Source organism: Thermotoga sp. KOL6 (assembly GCF_002866025.1).
In the GTDB taxonomy this organism is placed as follows: domain Bacteria; phylum Thermotogota; class Thermotogae; order Thermotogales; family Thermotogaceae; genus Thermotoga.
Window position 1 is genome coordinate 1 of the sequence record NZ_LNDE01000001.1, and the last position, 17,749, is coordinate 17,749.

At 41.1% G+C, this 17,749-nt stretch carries 21 protein-coding genes; 13 read left to right on the forward strand and 8 right to left on the reverse strand.

Going from position 1 to position 17,749, the window contains the following annotated elements:
• Window positions 1-164 precede the first annotated feature (164 nt).
• From AS005_RS00005 to trmB, 7 genes are read left to right on the forward strand one after another with little or no spacing between them, the layout of a single operon-like run.
• The gene (locus AS005_RS00005; RefSeq protein ID WP_101509664.1) at window positions 165-581 is read left to right on the forward strand and encodes an OsmC family protein; all 417 of its coding nucleotides are present in this window, start codon (window positions 165-167) and stop codon (window positions 579-581) included.
• 10 nt (window positions 582-591) lie between these two features.
• Complete coding sequence (locus AS005_RS00010; RefSeq protein ID WP_101509665.1) at window positions 592-1,674, forward strand: iron-containing alcohol dehydrogenase family protein; 1,083 nt, start codon at window positions 592-594, stop codon at window positions 1,672-1,674.
• Window positions 1,671-2,138, forward strand: coding sequence for a lytic transglycosylase domain-containing protein (locus AS005_RS00015; protein ID WP_101509666.1), 468 nt, complete (start codon window positions 1,671-1,673; stop codon window positions 2,136-2,138). The genes AS005_RS00010 and AS005_RS00015 overlap by 4 nt, the downstream gene beginning before the upstream one ends.
• Window positions 2,139-2,143: 5 nt before the next feature.
• On the forward strand, window positions 2,144-3,640 hold the full coding sequence (locus AS005_RS00020; RefSeq protein WP_101509667.1) for an NAD(P)H-hydrate dehydratase: 1,497 nt from the start codon (window positions 2,144-2,146) through the stop codon (window positions 3,638-3,640).
• Window positions 3,637-4,776 carry a tol-pal system YbgF family protein gene (locus tag AS005_RS00025; RefSeq protein WP_101509668.1) on the forward strand — a complete coding sequence of 380 codons (1,140 nt, stop codon included), beginning with the start codon at window positions 3,637-3,639 and terminating at the stop codon, window positions 4,774-4,776. Before AS005_RS00020 ends, AS005_RS00025 begins: the two co-directional genes overlap by 4 nt.
• Window positions 4,773-5,636, forward strand: coding sequence for a radical SAM protein (locus AS005_RS00030; RefSeq protein ID WP_101509669.1), 864 nt, complete (start codon window positions 4,773-4,775; stop codon window positions 5,634-5,636). Before AS005_RS00025 ends, AS005_RS00030 begins: the two co-directional genes overlap by 4 nt.
• On the forward strand, window positions 5,627-6,556 hold the full coding sequence (gene trmB, locus AS005_RS00035; protein WP_101509670.1) for a tRNA (guanosine(46)-N7)-methyltransferase TrmB: 930 nt from the start codon (window positions 5,627-5,629) through the stop codon (window positions 6,554-6,556). The genes AS005_RS00030 and trmB overlap by 10 nt, the downstream gene beginning before the upstream one ends.
• Here the strand turns inward: trmB and dnaA are convergent.
• The 5 genes from dnaA to AS005_RS00060 form a co-directional block, all read right to left on the reverse strand.
• A complete protein-coding gene (gene dnaA, locus AS005_RS00040; protein ID WP_101509671.1) occupies window positions 6,545-7,867 on the reverse strand; it encodes a chromosomal replication initiator protein DnaA in 1,323 nt (440 codons plus the stop codon). The genes trmB and dnaA overlap by 12 nt on opposite strands.
• Before the next feature lie 122 nt (window positions 7,868-7,989).
• On the reverse strand, window positions 7,990-8,172 hold the full coding sequence (locus AS005_RS00045) for a ferredoxin (protein WP_038067923.1): 183 nt from the start codon (window positions 8,170-8,172) through the stop codon (window positions 7,990-7,992).
• A 38-nt stretch (window positions 8,173-8,210) separates the two neighbouring features.
• On the reverse strand, window positions 8,211-8,951 hold the full coding sequence (locus AS005_RS00050; RefSeq protein ID WP_101509672.1) for a DUF4895 domain-containing protein: 741 nt from the start codon (window positions 8,949-8,951) through the stop codon (window positions 8,211-8,213).
• Window positions 8,948-10,141, reverse strand: a complete 1,194-nt coding sequence (locus AS005_RS00055; protein ID WP_101509673.1) for a VWA-like domain-containing protein — start codon at window positions 10,139-10,141, stop codon at window positions 8,948-8,950. The genes AS005_RS00050 and AS005_RS00055 overlap by 4 nt, the downstream gene beginning before the upstream one ends.
• Window positions 10,138-11,193 carry an AAA family ATPase gene (locus AS005_RS00060; protein ID WP_101509674.1) on the reverse strand — a complete coding sequence of 352 codons (1,056 nt, stop codon included), beginning with the start codon at window positions 11,191-11,193 and terminating at the stop codon, window positions 10,138-10,140. Before AS005_RS00060 ends, AS005_RS00055 begins: the two co-directional genes overlap by 4 nt.
• 65 nt (window positions 11,194-11,258) lie before the next feature.
• Between AS005_RS00060 and AS005_RS00065 the strand changes: the two genes are divergently transcribed.
• Complete coding sequence (locus AS005_RS00065; RefSeq protein WP_233186175.1) at window positions 11,259-11,675, forward strand: hypothetical protein; 417 nt, start codon at window positions 11,259-11,261, stop codon at window positions 11,673-11,675.
• Window positions 11,641-12,099: a restriction endonuclease gene (locus AS005_RS00070; RefSeq protein WP_101509675.1), complete on the forward strand. Its 459-nt coding sequence runs from the start codon at window positions 11,641-11,643 to the stop codon at window positions 12,097-12,099. The genes AS005_RS00065 and AS005_RS00070 overlap by 35 nt, the downstream gene beginning before the upstream one ends.
• On the opposite strand, the gene AS005_RS00075 is transcribed toward AS005_RS00070, so the two are convergent.
• Entirely contained in the window at window positions 12,080-13,249 is a 1,170-nt protein-coding gene (locus AS005_RS00075; protein WP_101510389.1) for a PD40 domain-containing protein, read from the reverse strand. The genes AS005_RS00070 and AS005_RS00075 overlap by 20 nt on opposite strands.
• 27 nt (window positions 13,250-13,276) lie before the next feature.
• On the opposite strand from AS005_RS00075, the gene AS005_RS00080 reads away from it, so the two are divergent.
• From AS005_RS00080 to AS005_RS00090, 3 genes are read left to right on the forward strand one after another with little or no spacing between them, the layout of a single operon-like run.
• Window positions 13,277-14,554 (forward strand): ArsB/NhaD family transporter, encoded by a 1,278-nt coding sequence (locus tag AS005_RS00080; protein WP_101509676.1) that lies wholly within the window; start codon window positions 13,277-13,279, stop codon window positions 14,552-14,554.
• A gap of 14 nt (window positions 14,555-14,568) precedes the next feature.
• Window positions 14,569-15,006, forward strand: coding sequence for a CBS domain-containing protein (locus AS005_RS00085; RefSeq protein ID WP_101509677.1), 438 nt, complete (start codon window positions 14,569-14,571; stop codon window positions 15,004-15,006).
• Window positions 15,003-16,223 (forward strand): amidohydrolase, encoded by a 1,221-nt coding sequence (locus AS005_RS00090; RefSeq protein WP_101509678.1) that lies wholly within the window; start codon window positions 15,003-15,005, stop codon window positions 16,221-16,223. Before AS005_RS00085 ends, AS005_RS00090 begins: the two co-directional genes overlap by 4 nt.
• Here AS005_RS00090 and AS005_RS00095 read toward each other — a convergent pair.
• Both AS005_RS00095 and AS005_RS00100 read right to left on the reverse strand, forming a co-directional pair.
• Window positions 16,214-16,567, reverse strand: a complete 354-nt coding sequence (locus tag AS005_RS00095) for a PadR family transcriptional regulator (RefSeq protein ID WP_101509679.1) — start codon at window positions 16,565-16,567, stop codon at window positions 16,214-16,216. The two genes, AS005_RS00090 and AS005_RS00095, sit on opposite strands and share 10 nt — an antisense overlap.
• Window positions 16,564-17,298, reverse strand: coding sequence for a class I SAM-dependent methyltransferase (locus AS005_RS00100; protein ID WP_101509680.1), 735 nt, complete (start codon window positions 17,296-17,298; stop codon window positions 16,564-16,566). Before AS005_RS00100 ends, AS005_RS00095 begins: the two co-directional genes overlap by 4 nt.
• Window positions 17,299-17,400: 102 nt before the next feature.
• Between AS005_RS00100 and panD the strand changes: the two genes are divergently transcribed.
• Window positions 17,401-17,745 carry an aspartate 1-decarboxylase gene (panD, locus tag AS005_RS00105; protein ID WP_101509681.1) on the forward strand — a complete coding sequence of 115 codons (345 nt, stop codon included), beginning with the start codon at window positions 17,401-17,403 and terminating at the stop codon, window positions 17,743-17,745.
• The last annotated feature ends 4 nt before the right edge of the window (window positions 17,746-17,749 follow it).

A 17,749-nucleotide genomic window follows, 5' to 3' on the forward strand; every position in this document is an offset into this window, starting at 1 on the left:
GAAGGTAGTAGAGGGAGTGGTTGAGAGTCTTGGTAGGATGGAAGAACTCATCGAAAATCAAGCTTCTTCTTCTGCCAAAGTGAAAGATGCTGCCGATAAACTCGCCAGCGTCTCTGAAAAACTCTCTTCTTTGGTCCAAAGATTCAAAGTGTGAGGTGGAGAAAATGCAAGCCCGTTGGATAGGAAACATGATGTTTCATGTGAAAACGGATTCAAATCATGAAGTCCTCATGGACACAAGAGAAGAGGTTGGGGGCAAAGATGCTGCCCCCCGACCTCTTGAACTTGTCCTCACAGGTTTAATGGGTTGTACGGGAATGGATGTAGTTTCCATTCTAAGAAAGATGAAAGTGATCGATGATTTGAGGGATTTCAGAATAGAAATAGAATACGAGCGTGCCAAAGAACATCCAAAAATTTTCACAAAAGTGCATTTGAGGTACATTTTCAAATTCGAAGGTGAGGCACCAAAAGACAAGGTAGAGAAGGCTGTTCAATTGTCTCAAGAAAAATACTGCAGTGTGTCCGCTATATTGAGGTGTTCTTCAAAGGTAACCTACGAAATTGTTTACGAAAATTGAGGTGGCGATCATGTGGGAATTTTACATGCCTACAGACGTTTTTTTTGGAGAGGGCGTTCTATCTGAGAAAGGGGCTATTCTGGATGCTCTCGGGAAAAGGGCACTAATCGTAACAGGACGGCGTTCTTCCAAAATGAACGGTTCACTCGATGATTTGACAGATCTCTTGAACAGAATTGGTGTCCAATACACCATTTTCGACAATGTGGAAGAGAATCCTTCTTTTGATAATGTAACGAAAGCCGTTGAATTTCTCGAAAGTGAAACTTTCGATTTCGTAATCGGTCTCGGCGGTGGGAGCCCCATGGATTTTGCCAAAGCAATTGCCGTTCTTTTGAAGGATAAGCATCTCACAGTCGAAGATCTCTACAATAAGGAGAAAATAAACTATTGGCTCCCAGTTGTGGCGATTCCCACCACTGCCGGAACCGGTAGCGAAGTGACTCCTTATTCAATTCTCACGGATCCATCAGGAAACAAGCGAGGATGCAGATTGATGTTTCCCGTTTACGCTTTCCTAGATCCAAGGTACGTTTACTCCATGCCCGGACCTCTGACTCTTTCCACAGGAGTGGATGCCCTTTCGCATGCTGTGGAAGGTTTTCTATCCAAAAGAGCCACACCACCATCGGATGCCCTTTCCATCGAGGCCATGAAAATCATTTATAGGAATCTCAAAAAAGCAATTGAAGGAGACAGAAATGCTAGGGAGAAGATGCTTATTGCGTCTTGCCTTGCGGGGATGGTGATTGCTCAAACCGGAACAACACTAGCACACGCCATGGGATACCATCTCACCATAGAGAAAGGAATAAAACACGGCAGAGCAACCGGTATAATCCTTCCTTTCGTGATGGAAACCATGAAGGGAGAAATACCCGATCGGGTTGATACTGTTAACAAGATATTTGGAGGAAGCCTTTTGAAATTTCTCAGAGAAGTGGGGCTCTATGAGGAGAAAGTGATTGTCACCTCAGATGAAATAGAAAGATGGGTAAATACCGTTTTAAAAGCAAAGCACATTTTGAATACTCCTGGGATTTTCACTCCGGAAAAGATCAAGAGGATTTACGGGGAGGCCTTGGAAGTGTGAGGTCTCTCTTCCTTTGCTTTCTTTTGGTTCTAATGTTTCTTGTGAATCTCTATAGAACATTTCCAGACAATTACTACGAGTTTATATCGAATTATTCTTACGACATAGATCCTAGACTCGTTCAGAGTATAATTTGGGTGGAAAGCAATTTCAATGAGAAAGCAGTTTCTCCTGCTGGTGCTTTTGGATTGATGCAATTAATGCCTTCAACTGCCGAATGGTTGCAGGAGAGGTTTTCTTTGGATGGAAATTTTCAAGATCCTGAATGCAACATATTGTACGGGATCTTTTATCTTAGATTTTTGAGAGATTTGTACGGTGGTGATATGGATAAAGCTATCATGGCGTATAACGTTGGTCCTACGGCTTTGAGGAAAGGGAAAAATCTTGAAAGTGCAAGGAGATATCTGAAAAAGGTGAAAAGAACGTACCTCATCTATCGGTTTCTCTATCATGAGAGGTGATAAGCGTGAAAGTGACAACGTCTCAAGAAATGAAGAAAATAGATGAAATTACAATAAAAGATTTCGGTGTAGATTCGAGAATTCTGATGGAAAGGGCGGGCCTCTCTGCTGTTCTTGCTATGGAAGAAGAGTTGGGGAATCTTTCAGAGCATAAATTTCTTGTTTTTTGTGGTGGAGGAAACAACGGTGGAGATGGTTTCGTTGTGGCAAGAAATCTTCTTGGAATAGCCAAGGAAGTTTCTGCTGTTTTTCTTGGAAGGAGAAAAACACCCGATTGTGAGTACAACTACAATCTTTATGTAAAATTTGGAGGGAAGCTTCTTGAGCAATTTGATGAATCGATTTTGGGAGAGTACGATGTGATCGTTGATGCTATCTTTGGGACAGGTTTAAAAGGAGAGATCACAGGGGAATACGTGAAGGTGATAGAATCGATAAATCGTTCGAATGCATATGTTGTTTCTATCGATATACCCTCTGGTGTAAGTGCAGACTCTGGAAAAGTAATGGGAGTCGCTGTTAGAGCGGATCTCACAGTTACCTTTGGTGCACCGAAAATAGGGCATCTTCTTTTTCCTGGAAGAGAACATACCGGGAAATTGAAAGTCGCAAACATAGGGCATCCATCTTCGCTTTTTGACTCGATCAAGAGACGTGTTATAACCAAAGAATATGTGAGTTCTTTGTTGCCAAATAGGCCTAAAGATTCACACAAAGGGACTTACGGTAAAGTGCTAATAATAGCTGGTTCAAAATTTTATTCAGGGGCTCCTGTTCTCTCTGGGATGGGAGCACTCAAAGTAGGAGCTGGTTTGGTTACGCTTTTGACACCTTTTCCGCAGAATCTTGTCGCTACTTCCAACTTCCCTGAACTCATCTCCGTTCCCATAGAAACGGATGAAGGTTTTTTTGGAAAAAGGAACGTAGAAGAATGCTTGAAACTTTCAGAAAAAGTAGATGTGGTAGCTATAGGTCCCGGTCTTGGCAATAACGAGCAAACAAAAGAGTTCGTAAACGATTTTCTGAAAAGACTCGAGAAGCCAGCTGTTGTGGATGCGGATGGAATAAACGTTCTCGACCCGTCTATTCTCGTGGAAAGAACCCATCCGACGGTGATCACTCCTCACCCCGGTGAGATGGCAAGACTTTCAAAAAGATCAGTTGAAAACATCAAGTACAATTATGCTTTTGCAGAAGAATTTGCTAGAGATCATCATTGTGTTGTTGTTCTGAAATCGGCTACCACCATAGTGACGGATGGTGAAAGTACTTACTTTAACATAACTGGTAACACAGGTCTTTCAAAGGGAGGAAGCGGTGACATTCTAACAGGAATGATTGCAGCTTTCATGGCACAAGGGTTGAAACCTCTTGAGGCCAGTGTTAGTTCTGTCTTTCTACATGGTTTTTCTGCGGAATTCTACGAACACAGCGAAAGAGGTCTCACAGCTTCGGATCTTTTGGAGCTGATACCCAAAGCCATAAGGGGGCTGGAAAAATGAACATCTTAGAGAAAGTGGTGAGGGATCTTTTGAGTGAGAAGAGAATATCTGAAGCCAGAAATCTTCTTTCGATTTTCCCAGGAGAATATCCTCATCTTGAATTGGAAGTGGAGTACGCGGCCAGGAATTGGAAGGCGGTGAAGAAGTTATACGAATCTTTACCTGATGAGCTCAAAGAACGATATTCTGAGTACTACAAGCATGCAAGCGAGCAATATAACATAGACTATTCCAGAGAAGCGGAAGAGGCTTTGAAAGAGATTGAAAGAAGGAACCTCCAGGGGGCAATTTCTATCATCGAATCCATTGTTAAGGACTATCCAGAGTTAGTTGAGGTAATAGCCTTAAGATACAAGCTTGCTAAGCAGAGAAACGACAAAAAAGCAGCGGAAAGGTACAGGAAAATTCTCATGAACCTCGATAGAACACATCCCGTTCTGATGGAGAAAGATCTGTCAACACGGAAAATCGGGATTTTTGAGATCTTGATAGTATTTCTCTTGGTAACGGTTCTTTTCGTTTCGATTTTCGCTATCTTCGCGATACCCCCTCGTGTTGCAAGTAACATAGAATTGCCGGTTTCCAATCAGAAAGTTGACATAAGACCCGTAGAGCAACGTGTTGAAGATGTATTAGCGAATATAGCAATTCTCACTGAGAACGTTGGAAAGTTGAACGATGTTCTTCAGGATCAGATCAGCAGTTTGAAAAAGAATGCGGATTCTTTCTCGAACGAACTTGAAGCGATCAAAGAGGCGCTGAACGATTTGAATCTCAGACTTTCTGGAATCGAATCCACTATTGTTTCTTTGATGAAAGGGAAAACTACTTCCGTAGTTTACGTTCCACTCCAAAAAAATCGAATAGAGAGAGCAAAAAGTTTATGGTTTCTCGGGTACATGTTCTACTTGAGGAGAGAGTACGATGAAGCTATAAAAAGGTTTGATATCGCTATAGAAGAAATAGGAGAAGAGGATGTTTATTTCAAAGACGACGTTTATTATTATCGAGCGTTATGTTACTATTTCAAAGGGGACTTATCAAAAGCTCGTTCTTTGTTCGAAAGGTTTGTAGAAGAATTCCCGAACAGTGAATACACTGATGATGCCGAATACTTCCTAAGAAAGATAAAATGAGAAAGAGTGATTTGCTTTACCAAAGATTGGAAAAGTGTGATCTTTGTCCAAGATCGTGTGGAGTGAATCGATTGAAAGGTGAAATGGGGGCCTGTGGTGTGCTCGACAGGCCCGTTGTTTCTTCGTGGGGGCCGCATTTCGGTGAAGAGGCGATTCTTGTTGGCAGACACGGAAGTGGAACGGTTTTTTTCACTTCCTGCAATTTAAAGTGTGTTTACTGTCAAAACTACGAAATAAGCCAGTTGGGTCTCGGCAAAGTGATTACCGTTGAAAGACTTGGAAAGATATTCTTCTCGCTTCAAGAAATGGGAGTAGAGAATTTGAATCTGGTAACTCCCACCCATCAGGTTCCATTCATTGTTAGAGCTTTGGAAAAACTCGAAAAGACCATTCCCGTTGTTTACAATTGTGGAGGGTACGAATCCGTTGAGACAATCGAACTCCTTGAAGGATTTGTTGATATCTATATGCCAGATTTCAAGTACGGAGATCCAGAGCTTGGGGAAAGGTTATCGGGTGTGAAAAATTATCCTCAAATTGCCTTCGAAGCACTGAAAGCGATGGCAAAGCAGGTGGGGGAACCTGTTCTAGAAGACGGATTGATGAAGAAGGGTGTTTTGGTCAGGCATCTTGTACTACCAAATTTTCTTGAAAACAGTTATCGTGTAATAGATTTTCTTGCTCGAATCGATCCAAAACCTTTGGTGAACATCATGGCACAGTTTAGACCTGAGTACAGAGCATGGGAATACGGATTAAATCGAGTGATCACCAAAGATGAATTTCTAAAGGTTTGGAACTATGCACGAAAGAAAAAATTGAGATTGATAGAAATTGAGAGGTGGCTCAGATGGTTGTAACAGACTACGAATTAAGACCTCAAAATTTCGATTTCTTTCCACTGGATTGGTCGAAAATTTTCGGAAGAACCTCGAAGTTGATCGTCGAAATAGGTTTCGGAAATGGAGAATTCTTGGCAGAAATGGCTCGAAAATATCCTGAAAAAAATTTCGTCGGTTTTGAAGTTTCCATAACGTCTTTCGTTAAGGCACAAAAGAAATTCAAGAGGTACGGTTTAAGAAACGTGAAACTCGTAAAAGTCGATGGCAGATTCGGATTGAGAGAACTCTTTCCGAACAACAGTGTAGAAAAGGTTTATGTCAATTTCCCTTGTCCGTGGCCAAAGAAAAAGCATGAAAACAGAAGAATTACCAGTCACGATTTCATTCAAACACTTTCCGCGGTTTTAGAAATGAATGGCACTCTCGAACTTGCAACAGACGAGGAATGGTATGCGAGAGAAGTTTTTGATAAATTCAAAGAAACTGAATATTTCGTGGTAGATTCGTTTCTGAAGAATTTTCGAAGAGAAGTGGAAACACGTTACGAGAGAAAATGGAAAGCTCAAGGTAAAAAAAACTTCTTGATAATCGTTCGGAAGGTCAAACATGGAACGGTAAGAAGATTGCTGGAGGGAAAAAGTGCCATGGCTCATACGACATTCGTTGGTACTGTTACATGGGAAAGATTGAAAAACTTGGAAGGGAAGGTCTACAAAGAAAAAAGCAAAGTGTTTGTTGTGAAAAAAGTATACAGGGATGACGACTTTTTGTTGAAAATAATCTCAACTGATGAAGGCGATTTCCAGCAGGTGTACTATCTGAATCTCTCTGAAAGAAATGGGAAATGGATTTTGAAGCTAGACGATGGTTCTGACCCCTACAGAACGCCCGCTCTGAAATGGTCTCTCAGGAAGATTGCAGAGGAATTATCCATTTAGAGCCCTTCGCGAAAGTTCTCCAACCACTTCATCGATGATCGATTTCAATTGTCTGTTCCCCTTGAGGAGGGAATTTTTGACCCTTTTTACACTGTCAGCAACCACAGGATGTGATCTGTTGAATTTCTCTGCTATAGATCTTAGAGAGTTTTTTAAATATGTTTTTGCCACGTACATTCCCACTCTTCTGGCCGTGATTGCTTTTACGTTCCGACTGCTCGACAAGATTTCTTCTTTTGGAATCCCCATTATTCTCGACAAGATGTCCAGCAATTCATCCATGGGATCTAAAATCTTCATTTCACGAGGCTTTATGAAGTCTCTCAAAAGGGAAACTGCTTCTCTTAAATTTATTTCCTTTCCGGTGGTTTCTTTGTAAACAAGTAGCTTTATAATTGCTCCTTTCAACCTTCTCAAATTGTCATCTACATTTTCAGCTACGAAATTCAAAACTTCTTCAGGAAGTTCACCGTTTTCTATCTCGAGCATCTTTTTTGCAATGTTTTTTCGTGTTTCTTCATCAGGGGGCTCTAACTTTGCGACAAGTCCCATTTGGAATCTTGAAATCAACCTGTCTTGAAACTCTTTCAGCATATGTGGTTCCCTGTCTGAACAAATGACGATCTGCTTTCCGGAGTCGTACAATTCGTTGAAAGTGTGAAAAAGCTCAGTTTGAACACCCGTCTTTCCCACCAAAAACTGGATGTCGTCTATAAGAAGAATGTCAACTTTTCTTCTGTACTTTTCTCTGAACTCAGTAAGTTTTCCTTCTTTCATGCTGTCAACCAGATCGTTTAGGAATTTTTCACTCGTGATGTACATGACTCGGAGATTCGGTTCGTTTTGAACTACGTAATTTCCAATAGATTGAAGAAGATGGGTCTTACCTAATCCCACTCCTCCATATATGAAGAGTGGGTTGTACCTTCCCGGTTGTTTCGCTACCTCTAGTGCGGCATGATAGGCGAAAGAATTTCCCGGTCCAACGACAAAATTTTCGAAAGTGTAATCGGGATTCAACGGTGTGAGGAGCACTGCTTTTCTCTTAACGAGAGGTTCGCTGTAGGAAACGTGTGGTTCAAAAGATTCAAAAGTCAACTCGTAAGAGGCATCGTTGCCAAGGATACTTTTTACAGCTTTGATAAGGACAGAGTGGTATTTTTTCTCTAACCACTCTTTTATAAAGAGATTACCTACCGAAAAGATCACTTTGTTGTTTTCTATCGACTTTACATCGAAAGAACTAAACCAGAGTTCCCAACTTTTTCTGTTCACTCTGGCCTTTATTTCTTGAAGTATTCGATCTTTCACTTTGGAGAACCCCCACTAGAAGGATGTCAGGGATAATTATCTAATGAATCTCCTTTTCGAGTCAACAGAGAAAAAGAAACAGATATGAAAAAATTCTAAAGGGGTGGAAAACCACCCCTTTCTCATTCTTCCACACTTATAGCCCCAGTGGGACAGCTATCGGCGGCATCTTTCGCACAAGGAAGATCAGTTTCGGGCTGGAGAACTTTCGCTTTCCCATCGTCACCAAGCTGGAATACGTCAGGACAGAGATTTTCACAGACTCCACAACCAATGCAAGCATCTGCGTCGACCTTTACTTTCATGCTTCGCCCCTCCTTGGAAAGGTTTTGTACATTGACTATTATAACATTGAAACTAGTATCTCATAAATTTTTCTCACATTCTCTAAGAAATTTTTCACAAACGATTCTAAATTGAAATTTCTTTCGAAAAATCGATCATATGGAATCCTTAGACTGAGAAACGCCTGACCCATTGGATTTTGTGCAGGTTGTATGCCTTCTTTTTTTCTGAGGAGAACACCTATTTCGTGGATCAAAGTGATATGATCCTCCTTAACCCACGGAGGAACATCTAAAAACACGTCTATCCCTTCGTTTTTCAAAATTAGCCTCAAATTCGAACGTACTACTCTTAAAAGTTTCTCCAAGTTCTCATCGGACACTCTCTGTTGAAATGTAAAGAACTCCTCACCTTTCACTCTTTCTCGTAAGAATATTTTCTGTAGCCAAGTTTCATCCCCTACAGAACGCAGGACCTTTACTCTCAAAGGTGTACGAAAAATTCCAGAGGATATCACGTCTACTCCCCCGAAGAACTCGGTGTAAAATTCCAGCAAAGGTTCGGGAACGTTCGAGGAGAGCTTATATATACACGGTTCTCTGTCGAACGGATTTTCAACAGAAAGATTCAACAACTTTTTTCCAGAAACATCCTCCATAATAAAAAGAGAAGGAAATCGATGCCTTTTTACTGTGACTACGAACACATGTAAGTGAATGTTATCCAGCTTGTTCTCATAATTTTTCAATGGGCTTGGAAGAGAGATTTCTTTCAAAACTTGTTCCATCTCTTTTTTCATGAAAGTACCACCACCGACTCTTTCCCATACATTTTTCTCGCTTCTTCTTGAAAGTCCTCGTTATGAAATTTTGAAAGGACGAAAAGAATTCTTCGCCTTGCAACGGGCACGTCAACGTGTCCATCGGTGAACACTACTGTTCCTTCTACCCTAAGTATCCGCTCCGAATAATCAACGGCCGGCTGAAGATCGGTGCTTCCACCGCCCACGATATTCAAATCTTTCCAGTTTCCTGCTCTGTACTTGACAACGGATGTGATACTTTTGTCAACTTGGATGAGCCAAATTTCTTCTCCCAAGATATCGACTATTCTTTCCAGCTCTGTGATGAACTTGTTTAATTCCTTTTCCACAATGCTACCGCTAGTGTCGATTACGACAGCCACTTTGGGTAGATACTCGTTCCTCCAGCCTGGCAAGTAATCGTATCTTCTATTCGGCTTCAAAGGTGTCGAATACCGATCGGCTTTGATGGAAACTCCGAAGAACCGTCTGAGAAGAGTTTTCCAATCGAGTTCAGGATTTTCCAAAAGAAGATGGACTTCTCGTTTGATACCAGAAGGAAGCGTATCTCCGAACAAATTGAAAGCTTTTTTTGTTCTATCTTTTGTGAGTTCCAATATCATTTCGATTGGAACGTCTTCTTCCATTAAACCCGAGTGATCGTCTACGTTCTCTCGAAACTCTGCCACTGCCTCTACATCGTATCTCCCAAGTCTTTCCATTTCTTCCAAAATCCACTTGTGGTATGCTTCTGCGTTCTCAAACATCATCCATTCGGGTGGTAAAACAAACAGTTTGTCGTTGTCTACAGCATGGTTTTCTTTGACTAAGACATCAAGGGGAACACCAAAAGCTGCAAGTTCTGGAATATATTGATTTATAGCAGCATCCATGGCAAGATCCCAGATCTTTCTGTCTCTTTCGTTCTTCGGTTTGATTCTGAAATGCTGAAGAACGATATGCATAACCTCGTGTAGCAGAAGGGCTTCTACCATCCTCAAAGGTTTTTCTTCAAAAGATTTGGGGTTGAAGAGAAGCATCACGTCTCCAGTTGACGAGAACGAAATTTTCAAGTTCTTGATGGAATCAGAAGGAATGATTTTCATTCCGAGGAGTACGTAGTAATAAAAAGGAGATTTCTTTCCTATGTTTAAAAGAGCTCTTCTGATGATTTCCTCGGTGTTCATAGTTCACTCACCATTCTTCTAACACTCTCTTTTTCCACTATCCGTTCGAGAATTTTGTCGAAAAGATCTGATTTCTCTCCGGCTTTTTGTGATTCATCCACTATGAATCTCAGAATTCCGTAGAAAGATTCTTTGGGGATTTTTTCCGACAGTTCTATCAAATTATGAGAGAAAGTTGCCAAGTTTTTTTCGAGAGTTTCTCTATCGATTTTGGAAAGAAAGTCTACGATTCTCAGAACAAGGGTATTCGCTGCGTGCATGTCTTTCAATCTTTCAACTTTACCCTCAAGAAGAACGCTTTCCACAGAGGGAATTCGTGTTTTTTGGAAAAAAGAATCGTAGAAAGCTTTTGCAGCTTCTGGACCAACTATCCCCGCAGCTAGAATGTAACCGTACTTTTCTTTCTCCTCGTCCGTGAGAGTTTTTAGAACGTTCGACAGTTTGTACCAGCTTCGCGGAGATGGTTTCAAAGAAATCTTCAAGGAAAGATTCCGCTCGCTAAAAAGAAACTCTGGATAATTCTTTATGAAGTTCCTCACTTCTTCTGACACACCGTTTCGGCTCGCCCACTCCAACCATTCGGACGCGTTTGGATTGACTTCTAGGATAAAAAATCTGGATATGAAAGCAGGATCTGTGATCAAATCTGCTTGATCGTACTCCTCTTCTGGTGGATTCATGGCGGCCATGATCCACGTTTCATTTGGAAGAACATGATTGTGAATTCTTTTGTCCACAAGGAGTTGCATAATGGCGTTTCGAACAGATCGATGCGCTCTGTTTATTTCGTCCAAGAAGACGATGGTGTTTCCATTCTCTGGCCACCAGTCGGGCTTCAAAAAGGTTGTTTTCTCTTCCGATCTCGCAGGGAGACCTATCAAATCACCTGGTTCCATTTGGGAAAGAACCAAAATAATCAGATCTCTACCTGTCTCCTTGGCTATATCTTTGGCAATGTCGGTTTTACCAACCCCGAAATGCCCAACCAGAAGGGGAATTTCTCCTGCCATCATAATTTTCTTGGCCAGATACTTCGCCTCTTCTACCCTCACTTTTTCACCTTCCTTTCCTCAAAAAATAATATCACGTCTGTTATCATTGGAAAGGGTGATTCGATGTGACTACCATCGTCGGTATCGCTCTTACCGCCTTTGTGATTTTTTATATCATCTTTTTGTCTTCCCAGGAGAAAAAGAAGGAGTTCACACCGGAATCCGTGGTTCAGAAGGTAAAAAGATACTATGAAAGGAAGGGATATCAAGTTTCCCATCAGATGGTCAACGACTGTGTGTTGCTTTTGGTAAAGAAAGGAGCTCGTAAAATCCTTTTGGTCGTTGGAACTGTAAATTTCGAAGTGGTGAAAGAAGTTCTTTATACGGCCTATATGAATAGGATCAGAGATGTTAGAGTGATACACACTTTCATAACAAAAGAAGCTCAGGAAGCCTTCGACAAGATGCAAAGAAGGTACAAGGTTCACAGGACGAAGGTGAAGAAAGATGAAATATCTCATTTTGAGTCTGTTGCTTTTTAGTTTTATTCTGTGGATATGGTTGTCGAAGAGCAAAAAAAAGAAAGAGCGATTAAAAGATCTCTTGAGAAAGGGGTTGAAAAACCCTTACCAGTTTGAGATGTTTGCGAGAGAGTATTTGAGGGAGAATGGTTTCAAATCTGTTAAGACAACAAGAAAAAGTAAAGATTTTGGAGCCGACATAGTTGCAAAAAGGCATGGTAGGACGGTTGTTTTTCAGGTTAAAATGAGAAGTTCCGTGGTGGAAAAAAGTGTCGTGAAAGAACTAATCGCGGCAGCTTACATCTACGGTGCCACCGAAGTGGGAATCTTTACCAATACCGAAATTTCAAAAGGGCTTGAGAGAGAATTGAAAAATCTTGAAGTGTTGAAAGGGTTCATAAAAAGGGTACACATTGTGAAGAATGTTACTCTGGAGGAGGTTTAAATCTCACAATCCATATGTCGGGTTCCATATCCTTTCTGTAAACGGAGAAGGCAACGAGTTTTCCATCCTCAGAAAAAGCTGGGTAAAAGGCGTCGTATGGGAGAGTCTCCGTAAGGCACCACACTCTACCTGTTTTTAGATTCTTAGCGTATATTCTGAACACACCGTCTCTGTTCGAGGAAAAAATTAGGTAGTTGTCGAAAACGTCTGGATCGAATTCGTTGTAAGGACTGTCTTCCACTGTCGTCACAGTTCCATCGGGGAGAAGTTCGTATATTCCAAAATTGGATTCTTTGAGTCCAACGAAGATGATTCCTTTTCTTCCCTTCACGGGAGTGAAAACCCAATCAAAAGGTAGATAATAGCTCTCCTCTTTCATGGTCTTTAGATTCTTTACCACGAGATGATTCGATGTAGCATCTTCTTGAACATAAACTACGGTATTTTCATCCAGCCAGTTTGGATTGTAAGCGGCGTATTTTCCACGCGATATGAGCTTTATTTTTGAAGAATAATCATCCGATATTGGCATGTAGTATATGTTCCAATTTCCATGGAGTGATCCTTGAAACAACAAATTTTTCCGATCCGGCGATATTCTGGGGAAATACTCACTACTTCCGTATATAGGCATATAGAACAGTTTCCCACTCTTTCTGTCTATCAGGAATAGATTTCTATTGCCAGAAAATCTCTCGGAGGAGAAAACTAAGTATTCATCGGAAAAATCACAGTACTCGTCCAATGCAGGATGAAATGTGAGTTGGAAGAGATCGGGAAATTCGTTCAACGAAAAAAGATAAAAAGATGCTTTCTCCAAAGGAAAGGACGCACACTCCATTACAAAGTCCCTGTAATACTTGTATCCTTTGGGGCTGTATTCGTACCGTACGGTTTCATTTTTGTATTTCCATTCTCCAACATATGTATTCTCTGTCGAGTTGTAAGAAAGGAAGAAATTCATCGAAAAAGTTGCCGTTGCAAATTCTGTGATCGTTGCTTCTTTTGGAAGTAGTTCGAAGATCTTCATTTCGATGTCGTTTAACACAGGTGATGCCCCTATCGTGCTGCTCATACTTAAATTCAAAGTTACAATAGTGAAAGAGAATAGAGGTATAATAACGAAGATTGCGAAAAGCACCCTTTTCATCAAATCGATACCTCCGGGGGAGATAGCTTGTTCGAAAATGCTACTGTCTCTCTTCTGATCTTTATAATAGTATACCTCTTTATCATCCTAGAGAAACACCATAGAGCTGTCATCACCATGTTAGGTGGGAGTGCCACTCTTTTTCTCGTGTTTAGAGATCCTCTTGAAGCTTTGGTCAAGTACGTGGATTTTAACACAGTTTTTCTTTTGATCGGCATGATGTTGTTCGTCTCTGTTACGAAAAGAAGTGGTTTGTTTCATTTTCTTGGACTCTACTCTATACGACTCTCAAAGGGTAACGTTTCCTCTTTCTTCCTCTCTGTGAACTTGTTTGTAGCTCTTCTTTCTTCTTTCTTGGACAATGTAACAACGATTCTTGTATTCGTCCCTGTGACCCTCGTTGTATGCGATACAGTTGATTTAAATCCTGTTCCTTTCGTGATATCCGAGATCATCTCATCCAACATAGGTGGTACCGCCACGATGATAGGGGATCCTCCAAACATCATGATCGCTTCTGCTGCTAAACTTCACTTTTCAGATTTCGTTGTGAATGTAGCACCTGCTGCTTTCCTAACATTGATTGTGACACTGTTCTTTTTGTCTTTGGTGTACAAAAAAGAGGTCTTCAAGAGGGTACCCATAGAGATAGTCAAAGGTTTTGATCCGAGAAGGGCCATTGTCAACAAAAAATTGTTCTATTTGTCTATAACCTTGGTGTTTGTAGTCCTTGTCCTCTTCTCCTTACAGAAGATCCTGGGACTTGAAAGCTTCGAGGTAGCTTTGTTCGCCGGTTTCTTTTCATTGGCTTTCTTAGAAAAAAAAGAGATAGAAAGCGTGTTGAAAGAGATAGAATGGGGCGTGATCTTTTTCTTCATAGGGCTCTTTCTTGTTGTTGGTGGTTTGGAAGAAACTGGGGTCTTGGAAAAGATTTCACAGTTTGTTTCAAGAATGTCAGGTGGAAACACCGAGCGAGCTTTGATTTCAATTCTCGGTGTATCTGGACTCAGTTCAGCCTTCGTTGACAATATTCCATTCACCGCTACAATGATACCAGTCATCAAGAAACTGACCATTTTAGAACCTGAAATCTTTTCAGATCTAAGACCTCTGTGGTGGGCTCTTTCATTGGGTGCTTGTCTGGGAGGAAACGGGACCTTGGTAGGGGCTTCTGCAAACATTGTTGGAGTGTCTTTACTATCGGACAGGAAACATGTAACTTTCTGGGAATATTTCAAAGTGGGATTTCCCGTTCTTTTGATAAGCTTGCTTGTATCAGGGATTTACCTCATCGTTAGGTATTAGGGTGGTGAAAAGTCGTGAAAGTGGCGGATGTATACAAATTGATATCTTTAAGACCAACTGTCGTGGAAGAAAGTACTCCCATAGAAGAGATTGTAGAGAAGTTGCTGGAAGATCCTGTTACAAGAACGGTTTACGTTGTAAGAGACGGTAAATTGGTTGGTATGATCCCCGTTCTCCATCTTCTGAAAGTCACGGGGTTTCACTTTTTTGGATTCATTCCGAAAGAAGAGCTTGTGAGTTCCTCTATGAAGAGACTGATCGCCAGATGTGCTTCGGAGATCATGGTAGAGCCTGTCTACGTCTATCTAGACACGCCGGTCGAAACGGCTTTGAAAAAGATGATCGACAACAACGTACAGGAGATTCCTGTTTTAAACGAGAAAGGGGAGATAATAGGAGATCTCAATTCCCTCGAAATTCTCTCTTCGCTTTGGAGGGCAAAAAGAAGATGATTTTGGGAAATTGTTTGATACTGAAAGATTTCTCTTCCGAGCCGTTCTTCGGGGTTCTTGAGGTAGAGAACGGAATCATAAAGAGAGTATCACATGGAAGGGAAAGCAACATAGATCTGGATCTTTCTGGTAAAATGATCATGCCTGCTCTTTTCAACACGCACACTCATGCTCCCATGGCGCTTCTCAGAGGAATAGCAGAAGACCTTACTTTTGAAGACTGGCTGTTCTCTAAAATACTTCCTGTTGAAGAAAGATTGACCGAAAAGATGATCTACTACGGAACGATACTCGCACAGATGGAAATGGCGAGACATGGAACAGGCGGCTTTGTTGATATGTACTTTTATGAAGAATGGGTAGCAAAAGCTGTCAGGGATTTTGGAATGAGAGTGTTACTCACACGTGGGCTCGTTGATAATCAAGGAGACGATGGTGGAAGGTTAGATGAAAATCTGAAGCTCTATCATAAATGGAACGGATTTGAAAACAGAATATTCGTGGGATTTGGTCCACATTCTCCCTATTTGTGCTCGAAATCTTACTTGAAAAGAGTTTTCGATACAGCGAAATCTCTGAATGTACCTGTAACTATCCACCTCTACGAGAATCCCAAAGAAAGTTATGATTTAAAAGAACTCTTAAATCTTGGCATGAAAGATGTGAGAACTATAGCTGCCCATTGTGTTCATCTTCCTGAACAGTATTTCAACGAGTTGAAAGATCTTGCTTTCTTCGTTTCCCATAATCCCACGAGTAATTTAAAGCTCGGAAATGGAATAGCTCCTATTAAGAAAATGCTGGAAAGTGGCATAAAGGTTACCGTTGGAACCGACGGGGCAGCGAGTAACAATTCCTTGAATTTGTTTTTTGAAATGAGGCTTGCAAGTCTTCTTCAGAAAGTGAGTGACCCTCGTGCTATGAGCGTGGAAACATGTTTGAGAATGGTAACAACAGAAGGAGCAGAAGCCATGGGAATCAAGAGTGGAAGATTGGAAGAGGGCTGGAACGCAGATTTGGTGGTGATAGATTTAAAATCACCCAGCTTTTTTCCGGAAAAACATCTCAAAAATCACATTGTTCATGCTTTTTCGGGGGAAGTCTTTGCCACTATGGTTTCAGGGAAGTGGATCTACTATGATGGTTCGTATCCCACTATAGACGAACACGAAGTAGTGAAAGAACTGAGGAGGATAGAAAAAGAACTTTACTCTTGAACTACTTTTTTTACTCTCTCCGCGAAGTTCTCCATTCTTCTTTTCATACTTTCTATGAACTTCAGAGTCTCCTTCAAGTAGAGTTTCCCTCTCGGTGTGATTCTGTAAACTTTTCTCGGGGGACTTACCGAAGTGTCCCACTCAGTACGAACCAATCCGTTTTCTTCTAAATCTGAGAGAACGCGGTAAATATTCCCCATATGACCTATTCCGGGTATCTCTATTCCAAACTCAGAAAGTCTTTCTGCCAGTTCGTACCCATGTGAAGGTTTTTCTGCTATGAGGAGAAGAAGGGCACTGGCTATCCACCATCCTCCGAATCCTCTACCCCCGCGAAACCTCATTCTTTTGTCTCCTTTCTAGCAACACACCAGAGTCTTCGTGTAAATCGGGACAACAGTGTTTTTTTCAAAAGATCTTCGTAAAAGGAAAACGTAAATCCTACCGTGCTCAAAGCAGAAGCGATCTCCTTTATCTTGTATCCCTTTTCTCTGTGTATTTCATCGAATCTCTCCCAAAGATTCTCTTTTCTTCTTTCGAAAACAGTTACATAAAAAGTTGCCACAGAGCTTTCTAGATCGAACTCTATATCTTGAACCTCGAAAATATTCTCTCCGCTCTGCTGGATGTATATGGGCCCCTCCTGACTTGCCATAAACAAACCGTACACTGTGTTCATATCGAATAAGAACACCCCACCAGGTTTTAACGCATTCCAAACACCTTCAAATGTAGCTTTTAGTTCATTATAATCGAGAAGATAGTTCAAACTATCAAACCAACACGTGGCAATATCAAATTCTTCTTGAAAATCTAGATTTCTCATGTCCTTTCTCAGGAAAACAACTGACACTTTCTCTTTTTTTGCTCTTTTTTTAGCAAATTTGAGCATCTCTTCAGAAATATCTACTCCCACCACTTCGAACCCCTGTTTTGCAATCGCGACAGCAAACGTGCCTTCACCACAAGCTACATCGAGTACTTTGTTTCCGCGGATGTAAAAATTCTTGAGGATTTTAATGAAATTCTGCGCTATTCTTCTGGAAAAGGCAGTGTAAGGTCCTTCGTGAAACACACGAGCGAATCGCTCGTAGATTTTCTCCCCTCCCTAGGATGAGTCCCTATGCAAAATCATATCACAGCCTTACGTGGTAAAATCTTTCGGGAGGGTGAGATAATGTTGAACATATATTTGAAGTCGAAAATACACATGGGAACGGTAACAAAAAAGAAGCTCTTCTACGATGGGAGTATAGAAATAGATGAAGAACTGATGGAGAAGGTAGGTATTTCAGAAGGGGAGATGGTTCTGGTGGTCAATCTCAACAATGCGGAAAGATTCATAACATACGTTATAAAAGGGAAGAGAGGAAGTAGAGAGATCAACCTGAACGGAGCAGCGGCTAGACTCGCTGAAGAGGGTGACAGGGTGATCATCATGGCCTTCACGATAAATGAAACACCTGTGAAAGCCAAAACGATTATTTTGAATGAACAAAACGAAATTGTGCAAGAGAAGTGAAAAA